This is a genomic window from Candidatus Thiodictyon syntrophicum (assembly GCF_002813775.1).
In the GTDB taxonomy this organism is placed as follows: Bacteria; Pseudomonadota; Gammaproteobacteria; order Chromatiales; family Chromatiaceae; genus Thiodictyon; species Thiodictyon syntrophicum.
The window spans coordinates 4,527,972-4,547,646 of sequence record NZ_CP020370.1; the positions used below are offsets into that span (position 1 = coordinate 4,527,972).

Here is a 19,675-nt window from a genome sequence, read left to right on the forward strand (position 1 = left end):
GCACCATGACTACCTCCATGTACCGCTTGCGCCATTTCGCGACCAGCCGCCGCCTGCGCTTCGCCATCATCGCGTTGATCGGGCTGGCGCTGGCCTACCAGTTCATCTATCCGCCGCTGTTCGATGCCTATGTCGGCAAGACCAATGCCCTCCTGACCTATGCGAGCAGTCAGACGCTGACTGAACCGCAGTTCGAGGCCCTGGCCCGCGACCTCAGCCGGAAGGCGCGCTACGCCAGGGCCGCGGCCATCGTCGACGCCGATCAGGCGCCGCTCGCCCGCCAGGTCAAGATCGAGATGCTGATGAATACGCAGTCGCTCATCCGGGACACCCAGCCCCGGCATATCGACTATTTTCGCGATGCCGGCATCCGCCGTTACGAGGGGCCGCGCACCTGTCTGGGCTGCCACGCCACCATGACGGTGCGCGGGCCTGATGGCCGCCGGCGTACGGTCGACACCCTCGATAACCTGGTCAATACCGTCCATTTCAAGTTCCAGAGCGATTCCGGCGGCTTCTCGACCTATGGCTATGATGGACGCCAGGTCAACGCCGGGGGCTCGCGCAAGATCCCGGTCGGCAAGATCGACCGCGCCTGCGGTATCCCCGGCAGTTTCACCTGGACCGGCTGGGCCGCGCTGGTCGCCAGCCGTCCCGCGGCGGCGGGCGGCGCGGTCGAACTGCGCAGCGAGGGCTGCGGTCAATGCCATATCGGCGGCAATTATCAACCAGCCACCGAGAAGATGATGCCGATCGGCGACGTGCCGGACGACGCCAAGGACGGGATCGACTGTCTGATCTGTCATTCGACCGAGTACGACATGAATCAGCGCCATGTCATCCGCGACGCGCATGGTCAGCGGTGGAACCAGGATCGCAGTCTGCGCGCGGCGCTGGCGGTGGGACCGATTCGCAACGACCACTGTCTGCGCTGTCATCAGCACAACATGGGCGGCGATGCCTATCTGCACAATCAGGCCGCCCAGGCGCTCGGCACTGAGCATCAGCGGATCGTGCACCGCGGCGCCAAGCGCGGCAATCCCTTCAGCCCCCAGGATGATGTCCATGCCGCGGCACAGGTCCAGTGCACGGATTGTCATGTGCCCGAGGGGCACCGGATTCCCCGCGGGCGACTGGGCGTGGATCTGGTCGCCAACGACCTGCCCGACCGGGAGGTATCCTGTCGGACCTGTCACAGCCGCGCCCCGCACAACAGCTCGAAAGACAAGGCATTACTCAATGGCCATGTGGCCCGCCTGGCCTGCGAGACCTGTCATATCCAGGAGCTGCAGGCGAGCAATGTGGTGTTGCGTGATTGGGTTCATCCGACCTGGAACGCCGATGAGGGGATCTTCGAACCAACCGATATCTATCGCTCCGGGGCGGTCGGCAAGGGCTTCACCTTCCTCTGGTTCAACGGCAATGGGACCTTCCTGGCCAATGCGCTCGGCAACAATCCGAACGGGACGACCAACTACGATCCACTGATGCAGCAGATGGCACGCATTACGGACCCTGAGGTCATCGCCGCGGTGCGTGCGGCGGCGCTGACACTCAAGCAGACCTATCCCGATATCGAGGTCGAGTCGTACGTCAGGACCGCAACCGATCCACTGTCGCAACTGTCCCCGGCGATGCTTGAGCGGCGCCGCCAGATGATCGACCGGAATCTGCGCACGGCGATGACGACGGGGGACAGTCGGATCTATCCCTTCAAACTCTTCAACGCCATGATGTACGAGGACATGGGTAATCAGGGGCCGTTCGGCGCCATGATCCTGCCGTTCGACTATCCGGTGTATTATGAAACCGGCGACCCCCGGGCGGCGGTCGCGCAGGCGGTGCGTGATCCCATCATCCAGCGCATGTACCAGACGCCCTTCAAGCTGTACATGATGGACGAGTTCATGTCCTATTTCGGGGTGACCGGAGGCTGGCAGACCAAGTATCCGCTGGTGGACGGCAAGCTGGTGAACGTCGAGCCGCACTGGATGCGCCAGATGGGGACCCTCATGGTCAACCACGGCATCCAGCGCCGCGGCCGCGCCTGCCGGGACTGTCATGCGCGCGACGGCATCATGGACTTCAAAGGGCTGGGATATCCGCCCGAGCGGGTCGCCGAGTTGGAGACGTTGGAACAACTCGAAGCCCCGCCGCCGGCTGATGCGGGTGAGACGGGACCCGCCATGGCCCCATCGGTCTCACGCGCAGACCCATAGCGCGGGTGAAAGAACGCTCATCCATGAAGAGGAACGACCAATGACCAGGATAACCAACTACCTGGATTTCAAGAACCGCCTCGGTGCCCTACCGCTGCGGGCCCAGCGTCAACTGGCGGCGACATTTATCGGTGAGGTGCTGGATCTCGCGAAAGATCCGCGTATCCGCCACGCGGTGGAGGTAGCGGCCAAGGGTGACGCCACGGCGGAGGAACTGGCCGCGACCCATCACGCCGTTCATGCCATCTATGTGGAGAGCAATCCGCAGTCGGACCTGCTGGAGATGGACTTCGCGCGCCAGGCCGCCCACTTCGTGACGGCGGCCTGTCTGGTCAGCCTGTCCCCCGCCGACAGCAAGGCCGCGCCCGCCCACCTGGCGCAAAAGGTCGCCATGTACTGCCGCATGGCGAGGACCTGTTCGAGCATGCGCCACGACGACGACACGCCGGACTTTTCCGCCCTTGGGTCGGTCGTGGAGCGACTCGTGGAGGGGCAATATCGGCAGGCCGAGGCGTTTGAAGCGGCTCAGAACCTGGGCTTGGGCGTGTCCTTGGTCTCCACCGGAAGGATCGGGTAAGGCACCTGGGGCTGCTGGCCGGTGAGCGCGGTCAGGAAGGTGGCGATCAGCCCGGTGTCCTGCGCCGACATCTCGCTGCCGAGTTGGGCGGTGGACATGATGGCGACCGCCTGCTGCAGGTCCCAGACCTGACCCGAATGAAAGTAGGGAGCGGTGAGCGCGATGTTGCGCAGTGGGGCGGCGCGGAAGACGTATTCATCGGAGGCGGTCTTGGTCACGGCAAAGCGCCCCTTGTCGCCGGGCGGCAGGATGTCGGCGCCAGGCTTCTTGATCAGACCGAACGGGAAATAGGCCTGACCGCCGACGTTCACCCCGCTATGGCAGGCGGTGCAGCCCTTGCCGATGAAGAGCGCCAGGCCTTGCTTCTGTTCGTCGCTCAGGGCGGCATCGTCACCTTCGAGCCAGGTGTCGAAGGGCGCGGACGGGGTCACCAGGGTCGCCTCGAAGGCCTCGACGGCCTTGGCCACATTGTCGAAGGTCACGGGGTCCGGCTCACCGGGGAAGGAGCGGTGGAAGCGCTCCACATACTCCGGCATGCTCTTCAGCGTCTTGACCACCGCCTCCGGCTGGTTGGCCATTTCAACCCCCGCCTGGATCGGCCCCTTGGCCTGGGCCTTGAGGTCCGCGGCGCGACCATCCCAGAACTGGGCCTTGTTGTAGACCGCGTTCAGCACCGTGGGGGCATTGCGCGGACCCTTCTGCCAGCCGTGCCCGACGGAGGTCGGCAGATTGTCGTCGCCGCCGGTGCCCAGGTTGTGACAGGTGTTGCAACTGATCAGACCGCTGGCGGACAGGCGGGGATCGAAGAACAGCATGGCACCCAGGTCGATCTTCTCATGAATCAAGGGATTGTTCTCCACCTTACCGGCCCCGAAGGGTAAGGCCGCGAGTCCCGCCCCCTTGGCCTGGTCGCGCAGGGTGGTATCGTCGGCCAAGGCCGGGGCCACGGCAAGCAGCGCGGCGGAACAAGCGACGGCGATGAGGCGCAGTTTCATGGATCGACTCCCCAAGAGGTGTGAACGGGCGGGGGCAGATTAGCGGGCCGGGCGGGGAAGGTAAATGCGCTTTGGCAAGCCCTGAGGCAGACGGGGGGCCTGAACGATTACAGACGCTTACCAGGTGCTTACCCTTTCAGTCGCCAACCGAGAGCGTAACGCACTAATACTTAAGCGTTGTCGTCCGACTCGGGAAAGCCCTGAGGGGTGTGGGAGTGTGACCGGGTCGGCACTTTCCGAAACCCAGATTGACGTTTATTTGGTTATATACTAATATATTAACAATTCCCGTGACCGACCCATCGAGGGTCCCGAAGTCGGGTTTAAGACAGACCGCGCCCGTCGGGCGTCATCCTCCACAACATACAGGCAAGCCGCAATGAGATATCTGCTTAAGATGAAGGAACTGACGATCAGCGAGCTGCTGTCGATCGCCATCGTGTTTACCGCACCGTTCCTGATCCTCTACAACATCGTGACCTGAGACCGCGCCGCGGAGCCCCCGGCTTCCAGCATCAGGTCCCGCTCCACCAGCCCCCTCGGTCCCCTGACGACCGATCCCGAGGCGCCCCGTCGCCGACATGCCGTCGGCCGGGGACCTCGTCGGCGATCCTCCCGCACCGCCCTGTTACCAGACAACGGCCATCCTGCGCGTCCAGACCCCAAGGCTGAGGTCGCCCCCCCGAAAATCCGGTCGGCCAAGGTGCGAGAGCAGTTGGTCAGTCGCTTGCCACCGACAATTCCGCTCGCTGCCATTCCGGCCAGCCGTCGCGCAAACGACGCGCGGAGAATCCCGCCTCACGCAGCCGCGCCACCGCCTCGAACGAGAGCACGCACCAGGGACCGCGGCAGTAGGCAACGACCTCGCGATCCGGCGGCAGGTCTTGGAGCCGCGCCTGCAATTGATCCAGCGGAATGTTCAACGCACCGGCCACATGGCCTTGGGCGTACTCCTCGGGCGGGCGCACATCGAGCACCGTCACGAGCCCGTCGCGCACCGATGTCACCTGGAACGCACTGCGCCTGGCCGACACCCTGGTCGACGACGGACAGGCGGTGCGCTGCTTCTTGATGAACGATGCGGTCGACCTGGCCCGCGATGCCTGCCGTCCGCCTGAGGGCTACGACCAGGATCTTTCGCAGATGCTCAAGTCCTTGATCGGACGCGGCGTGGTAGTGAAGGTTTGCGGCACTTGCATGACGCGCTGCGGCCTTTACAGGAACCATCCCTATTTCGACGGCGCCGAGCACTCGACCATGAAGGCGCTGGCGCAGTGGGTCATCGACAGCGACAGGGTTCTGACCTTCTGAACCCATCCCTGGGCAGGGCCGCAAGCCTGGTGACCCGGCCCTGCCCCTCACAGCCACCAACGCGACGGTGCGCGATGCCATCGCTGTCGTTGCTGCCCCCCTCCCCTCCCCTCCCCTCCCCTGCCACGCGTTCGACTCACGGATCGACGCGCACTCCACCATATATAAGTAATTTATCATTTAGCTAGATAATTAATTAAGTTAATGATTCATTACTTGCATAAGATCCACTCGTTTTTCCAATAGCTCGTGCGCGCACTATGAGAAATAGCCGATGGCGCCGTATTTGGCCATTCACCTGACCTGGCTCAACCCAATCCGGCAATTTTTTCTGCTAGTATCGACCCGCAACGGCACCGTAACGAAACGATCCACCGAACTGACCGCCGGACACCCGTCCGGGCGACCACCAACCACGAACGCGGAGGCGCCTATTGCCAACGATTGCGAATTGTCAATTACTGTGACTTTGGCCGGTCACCACTCACCGGGCACGGCGCCGACGGCGCCGCGAGCGCAGGCCCCGCCTGCCGACGCCCGGTGAGAACATACTAATATAAGACGAGGAGGAACTCCTATGGCCCACAACTCCACCCTTGGCGAACTGCTGCGCAGCCAAGGGGTCAGTCGTCGTGCCTTTCTCAAATTCTGCACCACCACCGCCTCGGTGATGGCCCTGCCGGCGACCCTGGTGCCGGTGATGGCGGACGCCCTGGAGCAGGTCCGGCGCCCGTCCGTGATTTGGCTCTCTTTTCAAGAGTGTACCGGCTGCACCGAGGCCCTGACCCGGTCCCATGCGCCGACGCTGGAGAACCTGATCTTCAACTTCATCTCGCTGGACTACCATCACGCCCTGCAGGCGGCCTCCGGTCGGGCGGCCGAGGCGGCGCGCGAGGAGGCGATGCGCGAGAACGCGGGAAAGTACCTGTTGCTGGTCGACGGCTCCATCCCGACGGTGAAGGCCTATTCAACCATCGCCGGCATCAGCAACCTGGACATGCTGATGGACTCCGCCCCCAATGCCGCCGCCATCATCGCCGTGGGCACCTGTGCCGCCTATGGCGGACTGCCGATGGCCGCCCCCAATCCGACCAGCGCGGTCAGCGTCTCGGACCTGATCAAGGACAAGCCGATCATCAATATCCCGGGCTGTCCGCCGATTCCGCTGGCGATGACCGGGGTGCTCGCCCATTACCTTACCCTGGGCACCCTGCCGGCGCTCGACGCGCTGGGCCGCCCGCTCGCCTTCTACGGCGACACCATCCACGACCGCTGTTACCGCCGACCTTTCTATGACCGCGGGCTCTTTGCCAAGACCTTCGATGACGAGGGGGCGCGCAAAGGCTGGTGCCTCTATAAGCTGGGCTGCAAGGGCCCGGTCGCCTACAACGCCTGTGCCAACGTGAAATGGAATCAGGGGGTGAGCTTCCCGATCCAGTCCGGTCACGGCTGCATCGGCTGCTGCGAGCCCGGTTTCTGGGACAACGGCGGGATCTATGAGTCCATCGCCCGCGGTCAGTTCGGCACCGGCCCGACGATGGGCGTCGCGGCCATGGTCGGTGCCGGCGTCGGTGCCGGGGCGGCCTTGGCCGCCCGTTCCAAGAAGGAGCAGGCCGCGGCCGCACACCGGGCCGCGGAATAGCAAGACGACTGAAACCAAGACAAAAATAAAGAATCCACAGGAGGATTCCCGCTATGAATCTGTTGGAGTTCGCGCGCGGCCCGGTGATCCACTGGGCACTCATCATCCTCGTGGCCGGCACCATCTGGCGCCTGCTCGGGGTTCTCATTCTGACCCGCGGGGCCGACCTGTCCCGGCCGCGGGATGCCTTCGGAAACTTCAAAGGCTATCGCACCGTGTTCAGCCGCGCCTGGCCCAGCGGTGAGTTCACCGTCGCCACCCGCTATCAGACGATCATGGCCTATTTCTTCCATTTCGCCACCCTGATCGTCGTCATCGGCATCACCCCGCACATCGAGTTCATCACCAGCCTGACCGGGTATTCCTGGCCCGCGCTGCCCAATGCCGTCGGGGTGGCCGTCGGCACCATCGCCCTGGTCTCGCTGATCGCCCTGATCGGTCGGCGCCTGTCCATGCCCAAGATCTATTGCTCCAACATCGGCGACTACGTCACCTGGGTCCTGGTCGCCACGCCCCTGATCACCGGACTCCTGGCCTTCGCCCACCTCGGGGCCCGCTACGAGACCATGCTGGCGATCCATATCCTGAGCGTCGCCGCGCTGTTCGTGTGGTTCCCGTTCAGCAAGCTGATGCACTCCTTCTGGTTTATCTTCTCACGGGCCCAAAGCGGCCTGTCCTACGCCCACAAGGGGGTCCGGATATGAGCACACCAGCCACGATCACACCGATCTTTCCAACCTTTGAACAGGTCTGCCAGGGCTTCGGCAGCCAGATCGGGATGCTGCGCGAGATGGCGCCCAAGCCGACCCACAGCGCCGAGGTGCGCGTCGCGCGCGCCATCGATACCCTGATCGCCGAGACCAACGCAGACGAGGCGGTCTGGCTGGAGAGCTGCATCCACTGCGGCCAATGCACCACCGCCTGTCACTTCTTCCAGGCGACCGGGGAGACCAAGTACGCCCCGATGCGCAAGATGGAACTGTATCGGCGCATCTATCAGCGCGAGATCGGCCCCTTCCGCTGGTGGTACCAACTGATCACCAGCCCGATCAAGCTCCAGGACCTGGAAGACCTGCAGGAATTGGTCTATGACTCCTGCTCCGAGTGCGGACGCTGCACCATGGTCTGCCCCATGGGCATCGACACCGCCTCCCTGGTCCACCACCTGCGCAGCGCCCTGGTGGCCGCCGAACTGGTGCCGCCCGAACTCTCGGCCCTGCGCGAGGAACAGCGTCACCGGGGCACCGTCTTCGGCGCTTCCTCGGACACGCTGCTGCAGATGGTCAAGACCATCAGCGAGCACTACGGGGTCGCGATCCCGGTGGACAAGGCCAGTGCCGAGGTCATGGTGCTCAGTTCCGCGGTCGACCTGGTGGCCAACGGCAACGGGTTGCTCGCGACCGCCAAGGTGATGAACCACCTGGGGGTTGACTGGACGGTCTGCACCGACGGCTTCGAGAGCGCCAACTTCGGCCTCCTGTCCGGCGATATGACCCTGTGGCGCCAGCAGGTCGAACCCATCGTCGCCGCGGCCCAACGCATCGGCGCCAAGACCCTGGTCATCGCCGAGTGCGGTCACGCCTACCCGGCCCTGCGCTGGAACCCGATGCTCAAGAGCGAAGACCTGCCCTTCGACATGGTCTTCATGTCCGAGTACATGGGGCGCATGGCGAAGGAGGGACGCCTGCGCCTCTCGCCGCTCAAGGGCAAGATCACCTTTCACGACCCCTGCAAGACCGGGCGGCGCGGCGGCGCCTTCGATGAACCGCGGGCGGTGCTCAAGGCCATGGACGCGGACCTGGTGGAACTGCCCGCCAACCGGGAATACAACTGGTGCTGCGGCGGCGGGGCCGGCATCTTCCTGCTGGAGCGGGCCACCCGGCTGCGCGACGAATCCTTCAAGATCAAGCTCAATCAGGTCAATGCGACCGGGGCCAGTATGGTAGTGGTGTCCTGCGCGAGCTGCCGACTCAACTTCGAGGTCGGGCGCGTGAAGAACCATTGGGACAAAGAGGTAGCGAGCCTGGTGGAGTTGGTGGCCGACCACCTGATCGAGCCGCCGGCCGCGGCCACCGCGGGAGCACACGCATGAGCCAACGTATCGTCGTCGACCCCATCACCCGCATCGAGGGCCACCTGCGCATCGAGGCGCAGATGGAGGGGGGCGTCATCCAGTCCGCCTATTCCTCGGGCACCATGGTGCGCGGGATCGAGAACATCGTGCGCGGGCGCGACCCGCGCGACGCCTGGGCCTTCGTGCAGCGCATCTGCGGCGTCTGTACCCTGGTCCACGGCATGGCCGGGGTCCGGGCGGTGGAGGACGCCCTCCAGTACCCGATCCCGCCCAACGCCCAATTGATCCGCAACCTGATGATCGGGGCCCAGTATGTCCATGACCATGTCATGCACTTCTATCATCTGCATGCCCTGGACTGGGTGGACCTGATCTCGTCCCTGAACGCCGACCCCAAGGCGACCTCGGCGCTGGCCCAATCCATCAGCAGCTATCCGCGCTCATCCCCGGGCTATTTCGCCGACGTGCAAAAGAAGCTCAAGGGCTTTGTCGCTGCCGGGCAACTCGGGATCTTCGCCAACGGCTATTGGGGGCACCCCGGCTACAAGCTGCCGCCGGAGGCCAATCTGATGGCGGTGGCCCATTACCTGGACGCCCTGGCCTGGCAGCGCGATGTGGTCACCCTCCACACCATCTTCGGCGGCAAGAACCCCCATCCGAACCTGGTGGTGGGGGGAATGCCCTGCGCCATCAGCCTGGCCTCCGGCGCTCAGGCCGGTACGGCCCTCGATGTCGTGGGTCTGGAGTTGGTCAGCAACGTCATCACGAAGATGCGCGACTTTGTGGACCAGGTCTATGTGCCGGATACGCTCGCCATCGCCGGCTATTACAAGGACTGGTTCAAGCAGGGCGAAGGGGTGGGCAACTTCATGTGCTACGGTGACTTCCCGGCCAAGGGCTTCGGCGACCCGGACAGTTACCTGGTCCCGGCCGGCGTCATCCTCAACCGCGACCTCTCCCATATCGAACCGGTGGACCTGCACGACGAGGAGGAGATTCAGGAATTCGTCTCCCGCGCCTGGTACGACTACCAGGCCGGCAAGAACGCCGGGTTGCACCCCTACAAGGGCGAAACCAGCTTCGCCTTCACCGGCCCCGAGCCGCCCTACGAGCACCTCAATGTCGAGCAGGAGTACTCCTGGCTCAAGTCCCCGCGCTGGCACGGAAAACCGGTGGAGGTGGGACCCCTGGCGCGGGTGCTCATGCTCTACACCACCGGCCATGAACAGACCAAAGACCTGGTGGACTCGACCCTGAAGACCCTCGACCTGCCGATGGATGCGTTGTATTCCACGATGGGCCGCACCGCCGCCCGCACCCTGGAGACCAAGGTCATGGTGGACGCCATGGGCGGCTGGTACGCGCAATTGATCGCCAACATCCGCGCCGGCGACAGCCGCACCTTCAACGAGGCCCTGTGGGACCCCAAGACCTGGCCGCGCAAATGCCAGGGCGTCGGGCATCTGGAGGCCCCGCGCGGGGCGCTCGCCCACTGGATCGTGATCGAGGACGGCAAGATCGCCAACTATCAGGCGGTGGTCCCCAGCACCTGGAACGCCGGCCCTCGCGACCCCCAGAACCAGCGCGGACCCTACGAGGCCGCCCTGGAGGGCCACACCCTGCACGACCCCGAGCAACCGCTGGAGATCCTGCGCACGGTCCACAGCTTCGACCCCTGCATCGCCTGCGCAGTCCACCTGACCGACCCCAACGGAGAGGAGATGTTGCGGGTCAAGGTCCAATAGCCCGAGCGCGGCCACCCGGGACTCCGCCGCGCTCGCGACACCGCTCCAGCGGTGTCGGCCTTGATCGTCGTTCCGGCCACTGGAGGTCGAGGCTTTTGCCGGTCCGGTGTGCAGACGCCACGGATTTCTTCGGGCCGGACGGGGCATTCGCCCCGTCCGTCACGTATAATTCGCCACCGGCTAAAATCTGCGGCAAGCGACATCGCTGGAGGCCATGCACGAGCGCGTACTGCCGCTGCAGGCCGGTATCGAGCGGGCCCGCCAGTTGACCGAGCAACTCTTGAACCTCGCCAGGGCGCAGGCGGGCGGGGTGCCCATCTCCGAGGTGGATATCCCGGCGCTGGCCCGCGAGTTGATCGCGGACTATCTGCCGATGGCGGAGGCGAAAGGCATCGACCTTGGTCTCGATGAGGTCGCCTCGGTGCGGATCGAGGCCGCGCCGGAGACCCTGCGGCTGGTGCTCAAGAACGGGCTGGAGAATGCGCTTAAATTTACCCCCGCAGGCGGCGAGGTCACGCTCCGGCTCGCGGCGGATGACACGAGCGCCATCATCGACATCATCGATAACGGCCCCGGCCTGCCGGACTGCGAGTACGAGCGCGTGCTCGACCCCTTCTACCGCCTGCCGGGCGCCCTTGGCGAGGGCAGTGGACTCGGGCTCGCGATCGCCAGGGAGGCCGCCGCCGCTCAGGGTGGCAGCCTACGCCTTCATGCCCGGCCGCAAGGTTCCGGGCTGGTCTTCCACTATCGGCAACCGCGCAAGGTATGAGGGTCAACTCACGCGACGGAGAATATCGTAGATGGCACCAAGAGCGCCGGTGTGGCGATTGCCGTGTCGGCGGGTGAGTATCTGCACCACGTGTGTCCCTCGACCTGCACCTGGAGTTGCGGCTCCTGTGCCAGGAGGGCGGCCAATTGTTTCAAGCGGGCGGGCCCTGGGCTGGGCAGGGTACCCTTGCGTTGCGATCTCGCATCGCCGCGTCCCCGCGTTCGGGTTAAGATCGCCGACGGTCCACTTCGAGACCGTCGGCCCGCTCCTTCTAACTCACTGTCGCTTCTTGGGAAACCGCCATGCTGGACAGCACCATGATCGAGTTGTCGCGCTGGCAGTTCGCCGGCACGGCCCTGTACCACTTTCTGTTTGTGCCCCTGACCCTGGGCCTGTCCTGGATCCTGGTGATCATGGAGACGGTCTATGTCATGACCGGCCGGACCATCTACCGGGACATGACGAAGTTCTGGGGCAAGCTGTTCGGCATCAACTTCGCGCTCGGGGTAACCACTGGGCTGACCATGGAGTTTCAGTTCGGCACCAACTGGGCCTACTACAGCCACTATGTGGGCGACGTCTTCGGTGCGCCCCTGGCCATCGAGGGGCTCATGGCCTTTTTCCTCGAGTCCACCTTCATCGGGCTCTTTTTCCTGGGCTGGGAGCGCCTGACCAAGGTCCAGCATCTGGGGGTGACCTTCCTCACCGCCCTGGCCTCCAACCTCTCGGCGCTGTGGATCCTGATCGCCAACGGCTGGATGCAGAATCCGGTCGGCTCGGAGTTCAGCTTTGAGACCATGCGCATGGAGATGGTGAGTTTTTCGGCGCTGCTGCTGAACCCGGTGGCGCAGGTCAAGTTCGTACATACGGTCGCGGCGGGCTATGTCACCGGGTCCATATTCGTGCTGGGGTTGAGCGCCTGGTACATGCTCAAAGGGCGGGACCTGGCCTTCGCCAAGCGGTCCTTTGCCGTGGCGGTGGGCTTCGGGATGGCCGCGATCCTGTCGGTCATCCTGCTGGGCGACGAGTCCGGCTACGAGATCGGCGAGATACAGAAGGTCAAGTTGGCGGCGATCGAGGCGGAGTGGGAGACCGAACCGGCCCCGGCCGCCTTCACCGTCTACGGCATCCCGAGCAACGAGGATGCGGAGACCGCCGATGCGATCAAGATCCCCTATTTGCTGGGCCTGATCGCCACCCGCTCCCTGGATACCGAGGTGATGGGGCTCAAAGACCTGATGAAGGGGCACGAGGTGCGCATCCGCAACGGCATGATCGCCTACGGCTACCTCCAGCAGTTGCGCACCGGCGCCGACACCCCCGAGAACCGTGCGCGCTTCGCCGAACACAAGGCGGACCTGGGCTACGGCCTGCTCCTGAAGCGCTACACCGAGAACCCGGCGGCGGCGACGGAGGAACAGATCCAGTTGGCGACCAAGGACTCGATCCCCGAGGTGGCGCCGATCTTTTGGGCCTTCCGGGTCATGGTGGGTGCCGGGGTCTGGATGCTGCTGCTGATGGTCCTGGGCTTCTGGTTCAATGCCCGGCGTACCATCCAGAACCACCGCTGGCTGCTGTGGCTCTTCGTGCTCAGTATCCCGGTCCCCTGGCTGGCGGTGGAGACCGGCTGGTTCGTCGCCGAGTTCGGCCGCCAACCCTGGGCCATCGGCGAGGTGCTGCCCACCGCCATCGCCGCCTCCAGCCTGACCGCGACCGACCTGCGGATCAGCCTCGGCGGCTTCCTGGTCTTCTACACCATCCTGTTCCTCATCGAGATGTTCCTGATGTTCAAGTTCGGACGCATGGGACCGAGCGCCCTGCATACCGGCAAGTATCACCATGAGCGCCCGGCCGCGGGCCCGGACGAGGGGCGCGATGGTCCGCGCGGCGGCCATGGCGGCGGCACGGTACCGGCCACGGCACCCCAGCGTAATGAACCCTGAAGTGAAAGGCGGCACATCATGATTTTCGACTACGAGACACTGAAGTTCATCTGGTGGGTGCTGGTGGGCGTACTGTTGATCGGCTTCGCCGTCACCGACGGCATGGACATGGGCGTGGGTACCCTCTTGCCCTTCCTGGGTAAGAACGACCTGGAGCGGCGGGTCATCATCAACACCGTCGGTCCCCATTGGGACGGCAATCAGGTGTGGCTGATCACCGCCGGCGGGGCCATCTTCGCCGCCTGGCCCCTGGTCTATGCGACGGCCTTTTCCGGCTTTTATTTCGCTATGCTGTTGGCGCTCTTCGCCCTGTTCTTCCGGCCCGTGGGCTTCGACTACCGCAGCAAGATCGAGAACCCGCACTGGCGCAGCGCCTGGGACTGGGGGCTCTTCGTGGGCGGGGCCGTGCCCGCCCTGGTCTTCGGCATCGCCTTCGGCAACCTGTTGCAGGGCGTGCCCTTTCAATTGGACGAGTTCCTGCGGCCGTCCTATACGGGCGGCTTCTTCGGGCTGCTAAATCCCTTCGCCCTGTTGGCGGGGGTCGTGAGCCTGGGGATGCTGACGATGCACGGGGCGGTCTGGCTGCAATTGCGCACGGCGGAGCCGATCGCCTCCCGGGCCGCGGTCTGGGTCCGGCGCACGGGACTCGCGACCATCGGCGCCTTTGCGCTCGCGGGGGTCTGGCTGACCCTGGGGATCGACGGCTTCCGGGTGGTCGCGATGCCGGCCCTGGACGCGGTGGCGAACCCGCTCGGCAAGACGGTGGAGATCGCCGCCTGGGCCTGGCTCGGCAACTACAGTCAGTATCCCTGGACGCTCGTCTTCCCCCTCCTGGGCTTCGCCGGTCTGGGGTTGGCCGTCCTGCTGTCCGGGGCCAACCGGGCGGGCTGGGCACTGGGCGCGAGTGCGCTGGCGCTGACCGGGATCATCATGACGGCCGGGGCGGCCATGTTCCCCTTCATCATGCCGTCGAGTACGCACCCGGGGCACAGCCTGATTGCCTGGGATGCGGTCTCCAGCCGTCTCACCCTGACGGTGATGTTCTGGGCGACGGCCATCTTCATTCCGCTCATCCTGGGCTATACCGCCTGGACCTATACCAAGATGTGGCGGCGGGTGACGGTGGAGGAGATCCGCGAGCAGGAGCATTTGGCGTATTGAGGCGCGGCCTTGATCGTATACCCGGTCGACGACGCGATGCCGTAGGGTCCGCTGTGCGGACCAGCAACCTCGCGGCCGGCAGCGTGGCCGGTGTTATGCTCAATGCCCTTAGGTATCGTCGGTCCGCACAGCGGACCCTACGCATCGGTCCGCACCGCGGACCCGACAAAACGGGCCGCGGGGCGGCCCGCTGGGGAGTAACGAGAATGTGGTATTTCGCCTGGCTGCTGGGCGTGCTGTTGGCGGTGGCCTTCGGCATCATCAATGTCATGTGGTATGAGTCGGAGCAGTGCTTCGGCCAGGCCGACGACGAGGGGCTGTCCGCCTGAGCGTCACGCGTGGCCGTGTCACCGGGCCGCGCGGACCGCGGCGGGCGCTCTGACCGGCCCTGCCCCAGTGTCTGCCAAGGCCTGGCTCAAGGCACAACGGCCACTGGCCGGGCACTGGCTGACGCTCGCCGTCGCTTGCGCGGCAGCGGGCGGGTTGTTGACCATCCTCCAGGCCTGGCTCCTGGCGAACTGCGTCGATGCAGCGATCTTCCGCGGCGCGGACCTGCGGCAGGCGCAGGTCTGGCTCTGGCCGCTGCTCGGGGTCTTCGCGGCACGCGCGGTGCTCGCCTGGTGCGCCGAACTGACCGCGGTGCAGGGTGCGGGGCGGGTGAAGGTGGCCCTGCGCGCGCGGCTCTTCGCCCATATCCAGGCACTCGGCCCCCGCTGGCTGACGGGTGAGCGCAGCGGCGCCCTGGCCGAGGACCTGACGACGGGCATCGAGGGGCTGACCGCCTACTTCGCCCGCTACCTGCCCGCGCTGGCCCTGACCGCGACCCTGCCGGTCGCGATCCTGGTGTTCGTCTTCCCCCTGGACTGGGTCTCGGGGCTCGTGCTGCTGCTGACGGCGCCGCTGATCCCGTTTTTCATGCTGCTGATCGGAAAAAGCGCGGAGCATCTCAACCAACGGCACTGGCAGGAGTTGGCCCGGATGGGCGGGCATTTTCTGGATACCATCCAGGGGTTGACCACGCTCAAACTCTTCAACGCCAGCCGCCGCGAGGCGCAGGTCATCGCGCGTATCTCGGACGACTACCGGATGAGCGCCATGCGGGTGCTGCGGGTCGCCTTCCTCTCCTCGGCGGTGCTGGAACTGTTCGCGAGCCTGGGGATTGCCATCGTGGCCGTCTTCATCGGGTTCCGCCTCTATCACTTGAACCTGCCGCTACCCGACTGGGCCGCTCTGCCACAGATCGGTTTCCTGCACGGATTCGTCATCCTGCTACTGGCCCCTGAGTTCTATCAGCCGTTACGCAATCTGGGCACCCATTACCACGGGCGCATGCAGGCGGTGACGGCCGCCGAGCGGCTGCTGCTGATCCTGGCCACGCCTCTGCCTGAGCCCCTGCGCGAACAGGGCGCGGCGTCGCTCGGACTCGACCCCAAGGCGCCACTGCACATCCGCTTCAGCGCCGTCCACTTTGCCTACGAACCCGGTCGGCCGGCACTCGCCGGTGCCGACTTTGAGATCTGCCCCGGGGAGCGGGTCGCCCTGGTCGGCGCGAGCGGTGCGGGCAAGACCACGGTGCTCAACCTGCTGCTCGGGTTCATCCGGCCGGATGAGGGCGCGGTGCTGGTCAACGGACTCGACCTGGCCGGGTTGGACCTGGCCGACTGGCGCCGTCGCCTGGCCTGGGTGCCCCAGTCCCCGCGATTGCTGCGCGGCACCATCCTGGACAACATCCGGCTCGGCGCCCCGGAGGCTCCCATGACGGCGGTGCAGGAGGCCGCACGCCGCGCCGAGGCGGCGGACTTCATCGAGACGCTCCCCCTGGGCTATCTCACGCCGCTCGGGGAGCGCGGCGCCGGGCTCTCCGGCGGCCAGATTCAGCGCATCGCCCTGGCCCGGGCCTTTCTGCGCGACGCCCCCCTGGCGCTCCTGGACGAGGCCACCGCGAGCCTGGACCCCGCCAGCGAAGCCGCGGTGCAACAGGGCATCGAGGCCCTGGCCCGCGACCGCACCCTGCTGGTGGTAGCCCACCGGCTGAACACGGTCGAGCGGGCCGACCGCATCCTGGTGCTGGAGCACGGACTGGTGGTCGAATCCGGCCGTCATGCCGAGTTGCTGGCGCGGGACGGGCCCTACCGGCGGATGATCGCGGCCTATCGGGGAGCCTCATGAACCCGGGACCTGCGGGCGATCTGCGCACCCTGGCCCGGCTGCTGGGTCTCTTCGCACCCTATTCGGGTTGGGTCCTGCTGGGGTTCGGCGCGGCGCTCGTGACCCTGCTCGCTAACGTCTGCCTGCTGGCGGTCTCCGGCTGGTTCATCGCCGCCATGGCCTGGGCCGGCGCCGCCGGGGCGGCCATCAATTATTTCACCCCCGCCGCCCTGATCCGCGGCAGTGCTATGGTCCGCACCGGCGGGCGCTACCTGGAGCGGCTCGTCACCCACGAGGCGACCCTGCGCCTGCTCTCCCACCTGCGGGTCTGGTTCTACCGCCACCTGGAGCCCCTGGCCCCGGCGCGGCTCCAGCAGTTGCACAGCGCCGACCTGTTCAGCCGCATCCGTTCGGACATCGACTCACTGGAGCAACTCTATGTCCGCAGCCTGGTACCCCTGCTCACCGCGCTGGCCGGCGCGACGCTGCTGACCCTCTTCCTGGCCCATTACGACACGACACTGGCACTGACGGTGCTTGCCTTCCTCGCGGCCGGGGGCCTGCTGGTGCCGCTCTGGAGCGCGCGCGTCGGCGCCGCCCCCGGGCGCCGCCTGGTGGAGACCGAGTCCGCGCTGCGCGAGGCGGTGGTGGATGGTGTCCAGGCATTGCCCGAACTCCTGGTCTACGGCGCGGCCGCGGGCCAGGCACAGCGGCTCAACGCCGTGAGCGCGGACCTGACCGCCGCGCAGTTGCGCCTGGGGGGCTACGCGGGCGTCGCCCAAGGGGCGCTCGGCCTGTGCGCCAACCTGGCCCTCTGGTGCGCCCTGTGGCTCGCGATCCCGCTGGTACGCGAGGGGCGCATCGCCCCGCCCGACCTGGCCATGCTGGCGCTCCTGGCGCTGGCCGCCTTCGAGTCCGTCGCCCCCCTGCCCGCGGCCTTCCAGCAGTTAGGGGCGGCCCTGACCGCGGCCCGGCGGCTGTTCGCCATCGTGGATGCCCCGCCCGCGGTGACCGAGCCGCCGGGGCCCTCACCGCGGCCCATGGGCTTCGCGCTGCGCCTGCGCGGGGTGCGTTTTACCTATCCGGGGGCGGGGCGCCCGGCACTGGACGGGATCGATCTGGAGCTGCCGGCCGGGCGGCGGATCGCGGTGATCGGGCCCAGCGGGTCCGGCAAGAGCACCCTCTTCAACCTGCTCCTGCGCTTCTGGGCATCCGAGGCCGGGGAGATTCGACTGGGCGGCCACGCCCTCGCCGACTACGCGGGCGAGGAGGTGCGCCGGCAGTTCGCCCTGGTCTCCCAGCAGACCCACCTGTTCAACACCAGCATCCGGGATAACCTGCTGCTGGCCCGGCCGGATGCATCGCAGACGGAAATCGAGGCCGCCTGCCGGGCGGCCCAGGTCCACGATTTCATCGGTGCCCTGCCCGCCGGCTATGACACCTGGGTCGGCGAGACCGGTGTGCGCCTGTCCGGCGGCGAGGCGCGCCGCATCGCGGTCGCCCGGGCGGTGCTCAAAGACGCACCGATCCTGCTCCTGGACGAGCCCACCGAGGGCTTGGACGCCCCCGCCGAACGGGCGCTGCTCCAGGCCGTCGACCGCCTGATGGCGGGACGCACCGTACTGCTCGTCACCCACCGCCCCTGGGGCCTCGAGGCCATGGACGAGATCCTCGTGCTCGACGCCGGCCGGATCACGGCGCGCGGGACCTATGCCGAACTCATCGCGGGAGGCTGGCTCGCACCGGCCCCAAAGCGTCTGACACTCACAAGTCCGGGCCCGTGTGCTGCCGTACAGACCGCCCATCGTCAGCCGGCTATCCTCTCGGCAGGTTGCGATAGGGAGTCGGGCGCTCGGGATTGACACCGTCGCTTAGTTTCCCTGGCCTCGATCATCGTTCCCGCCACCGCGGTGTGTCGGTCGGCCTTCAGGCCGACCGACTGGGAGCGCCGCACCCCAGTGCGGCCCGGCCTGTCCGCAGCACGCAACGCCGCGGTCGCCAGCGAGATCGCGCCGCACTGGGGTGCGGCGCTCCCAGTGGCCGGGACTATGATCGAGGCCGTTTCCCGCTACTCACGCGCTGCCGATCAGCACCGATCGATCGGCAACGCGGCAAGGCCTGATGGTCGTCAACGCCCATTCCGACCATAAAACGCGACCTCTGACCCATGGTATTGCGCTATGAAGACCTACCTCGACTGCTATCCCTGTTTCCTGCGTCAGGCGTTGAGCGCGGCGCGCCACGCCGGGGCCTCGGTGGAACTGCAACGTCACATCCTGCTGGAGACCATGGAGCAGCTGCGCACCTTACCGGCGCAAGCCACGCCGCCCGTGATGGCGGAACTGATCCATCGGATGGTCCGGCGCGAGACCCACACCGCCGATCCCTATGCCCAAAGCAAGCGCGACGCCACCGCGCAGGCAATGACCCTGCTGCCCGCATTGCGCGAGCGTGTGCGGACCGCCCCTGATCCGCTGGAGACCGCCGTGCGCATCGCCATCGCCGGCAACATCATCGACGATGGCGCGGCGGATCATTTCGAATTGCAGGCGACCTTGGCGCGGGTCCTCGAACAGCCCTTTGCCATCGACGGCCTGACGCCGTTGCGCGAGGCGCTCCGGGGGGCCGGGACCATTCTCTACCTGGCCGATAACGCCGGTGAAACGGTCTTCGATCGGCTCCTGATCGAGACCATCGCCCGGCCGGTGACCTATGTGGTCAAGGCCGGTCCGGTCATCAACGATGCGACCCGGGAGGACGCCCTGGCCGCGGACCTGGCCGCGGTCAGTGACATCATCGACAGCGGATCGGATGCGCCCGGGACCTTGCTCGATCGCTGCTCCCCGGCGTTTCGCGAGCAATTTGCGCGCGCGCCGCTGATCATTGCCAAGGGCCAGGCGAACTACGAGACACTCAGCGAGATTCAGGCCCCGGTGTTCTTTCTCCTGCTGGTGAAGTGCGCGATCATTGCCGACGACTTGGGCGTACCCAACGGCAGTGTCGTATTGAAAGCGCCCGTCAGCATGAGCCGCTGGGTCAACGACTGAACTCAGGTTGGAGACCGAGACATGACCCGTACCGACAGTCGCCG

16 protein-coding genes are annotated in these 19,675 nt (G+C 66.1%); 14 read left to right on the top strand and 2 right to left on the bottom strand.

The window, feature by feature from the left end:
* Positions 1-5 precede the first annotated feature (5 nt).
* Both THSYN_RS19005 and THSYN_RS19010 read left to right on the top strand, forming a co-directional pair.
* Entirely contained in the window at positions 6-2,219 is a 2,214-nt protein-coding gene (locus tag THSYN_RS19005; protein ID WP_157817784.1) for a multiheme c-type cytochrome, read from the top strand.
* 40 nt (positions 2,220-2,259) lie between these two features.
* Entirely contained in the window at positions 2,260-2,796 is a 537-nt protein-coding gene (locus THSYN_RS19010) for a hypothetical protein (RefSeq protein ID WP_100920503.1), read from the top strand.
* Here THSYN_RS19010 and THSYN_RS19015 read toward each other — a convergent pair.
* Both THSYN_RS19015 and THSYN_RS19020 read right to left on the bottom strand, forming a co-directional pair.
* Positions 2,745-3,791 (bottom strand): cytochrome-c peroxidase, encoded by a 1,047-nt coding sequence (locus THSYN_RS19015; protein WP_100920504.1) that lies wholly within the window; start codon positions 3,789-3,791, stop codon positions 2,745-2,747. The genes THSYN_RS19010 and THSYN_RS19015 overlap by 52 nt on opposite strands.
* A gap of 719 nt (positions 3,792-4,510) precedes the next feature.
* Positions 4,511-4,825 (bottom strand): rhodanese-like domain-containing protein, encoded by a 315-nt coding sequence (locus THSYN_RS19020; RefSeq protein ID WP_418219890.1) that lies wholly within the window; start codon positions 4,823-4,825, stop codon positions 4,511-4,513.
* On the opposite strand from THSYN_RS19020, the gene THSYN_RS19025 reads away from it, so the two are divergent.
* From THSYN_RS19025 to THSYN_RS19080, 12 genes are all read left to right on the top strand, one after another.
* Positions 4,707-5,102 (top strand): DsrE/DsrF/TusD sulfur relay family protein, encoded by a 396-nt coding sequence (locus tag THSYN_RS19025; protein WP_100920505.1) that lies wholly within the window; start codon positions 4,707-4,709, stop codon positions 5,100-5,102. The genes THSYN_RS19020 and THSYN_RS19025 overlap by 119 nt on opposite strands.
* Positions 5,103-5,679: 577 nt before the next feature.
* The gene (locus tag THSYN_RS19030) at positions 5,680-6,744 is read left to right on the top strand and encodes a hydrogenase small subunit (protein ID WP_100920506.1); all 1,065 of its coding nucleotides are present in this window, start codon (positions 5,680-5,682) and stop codon (positions 6,742-6,744) included.
* Between the two features lie 53 nt (positions 6,745-6,797).
* Complete coding sequence (locus THSYN_RS19035; RefSeq protein WP_100920507.1) at positions 6,798-7,448, top strand: nitrate reductase; 651 nt, start codon at positions 6,798-6,800, stop codon at positions 7,446-7,448.
* The gene (locus tag THSYN_RS19040) at positions 7,445-8,836 is read left to right on the top strand and encodes a (Fe-S)-binding protein (RefSeq protein ID WP_100920508.1); all 1,392 of its coding nucleotides are present in this window, start codon (positions 7,445-7,447) and stop codon (positions 8,834-8,836) included. Before THSYN_RS19035 ends, THSYN_RS19040 begins: the two co-directional genes overlap by 4 nt.
* Positions 8,833-10,563 (top strand): nickel-dependent hydrogenase large subunit, encoded by a 1,731-nt coding sequence (locus tag THSYN_RS19045; protein ID WP_100920509.1) that lies wholly within the window; start codon positions 8,833-8,835, stop codon positions 10,561-10,563. The genes THSYN_RS19040 and THSYN_RS19045 overlap by 4 nt, the downstream gene beginning before the upstream one ends.
* A 214-nt stretch (positions 10,564-10,777) precedes the next feature.
* Positions 10,778-11,332 carry a sensor histidine kinase gene (locus THSYN_RS19050; protein ID WP_100920510.1) on the top strand — a complete coding sequence of 185 codons (555 nt, stop codon included), beginning with the start codon at positions 10,778-10,780 and terminating at the stop codon, positions 11,330-11,332.
* A 302-nt stretch (positions 11,333-11,634) separates the two neighbouring features.
* Positions 11,635-13,275: a cytochrome ubiquinol oxidase subunit I gene (locus THSYN_RS19055; RefSeq protein WP_100920511.1), complete on the top strand. Its 1,641-nt coding sequence runs from the start codon at positions 11,635-11,637 to the stop codon at positions 13,273-13,275.
* 18 nt (positions 13,276-13,293) lie between these two features.
* On the top strand, positions 13,294-14,436 hold the full coding sequence (gene cydB, locus THSYN_RS19060; protein ID WP_100920512.1) for a cytochrome d ubiquinol oxidase subunit II: 1,143 nt from the start codon (positions 13,294-13,296) through the stop codon (positions 14,434-14,436).
* Between the two features lie 206 nt (positions 14,437-14,642).
* Entirely contained in the window at positions 14,643-14,765 is a 123-nt protein-coding gene (gene cydX, locus THSYN_RS19065; RefSeq protein WP_100920513.1) for a cytochrome bd-I oxidase subunit CydX, read from the top strand.
* A gap of 67 nt (positions 14,766-14,832) precedes the next feature.
* Positions 14,833-16,605, top strand: a complete 1,773-nt coding sequence (cydD, locus tag THSYN_RS19070; protein ID WP_100920514.1) for a thiol reductant ABC exporter subunit CydD — start codon at positions 14,833-14,835, stop codon at positions 16,603-16,605.
* A complete protein-coding gene (gene cydC, locus THSYN_RS19075; RefSeq protein WP_100920515.1) occupies positions 16,602-18,446 on the top strand; it encodes a thiol reductant ABC exporter subunit CydC in 1,845 nt (614 codons plus the stop codon). Before cydD ends, cydC begins: the two co-directional genes overlap by 4 nt.
* A gap of 318 nt (positions 18,447-18,764) precedes the next feature.
* A complete protein-coding gene (locus THSYN_RS19080; protein ID WP_100920516.1) occupies positions 18,765-19,631 on the top strand; it encodes a damage-control phosphatase ARMT1 family protein in 867 nt (288 codons plus the stop codon).
* The last annotated feature ends 44 nt before the right edge of the window (positions 19,632-19,675 follow it).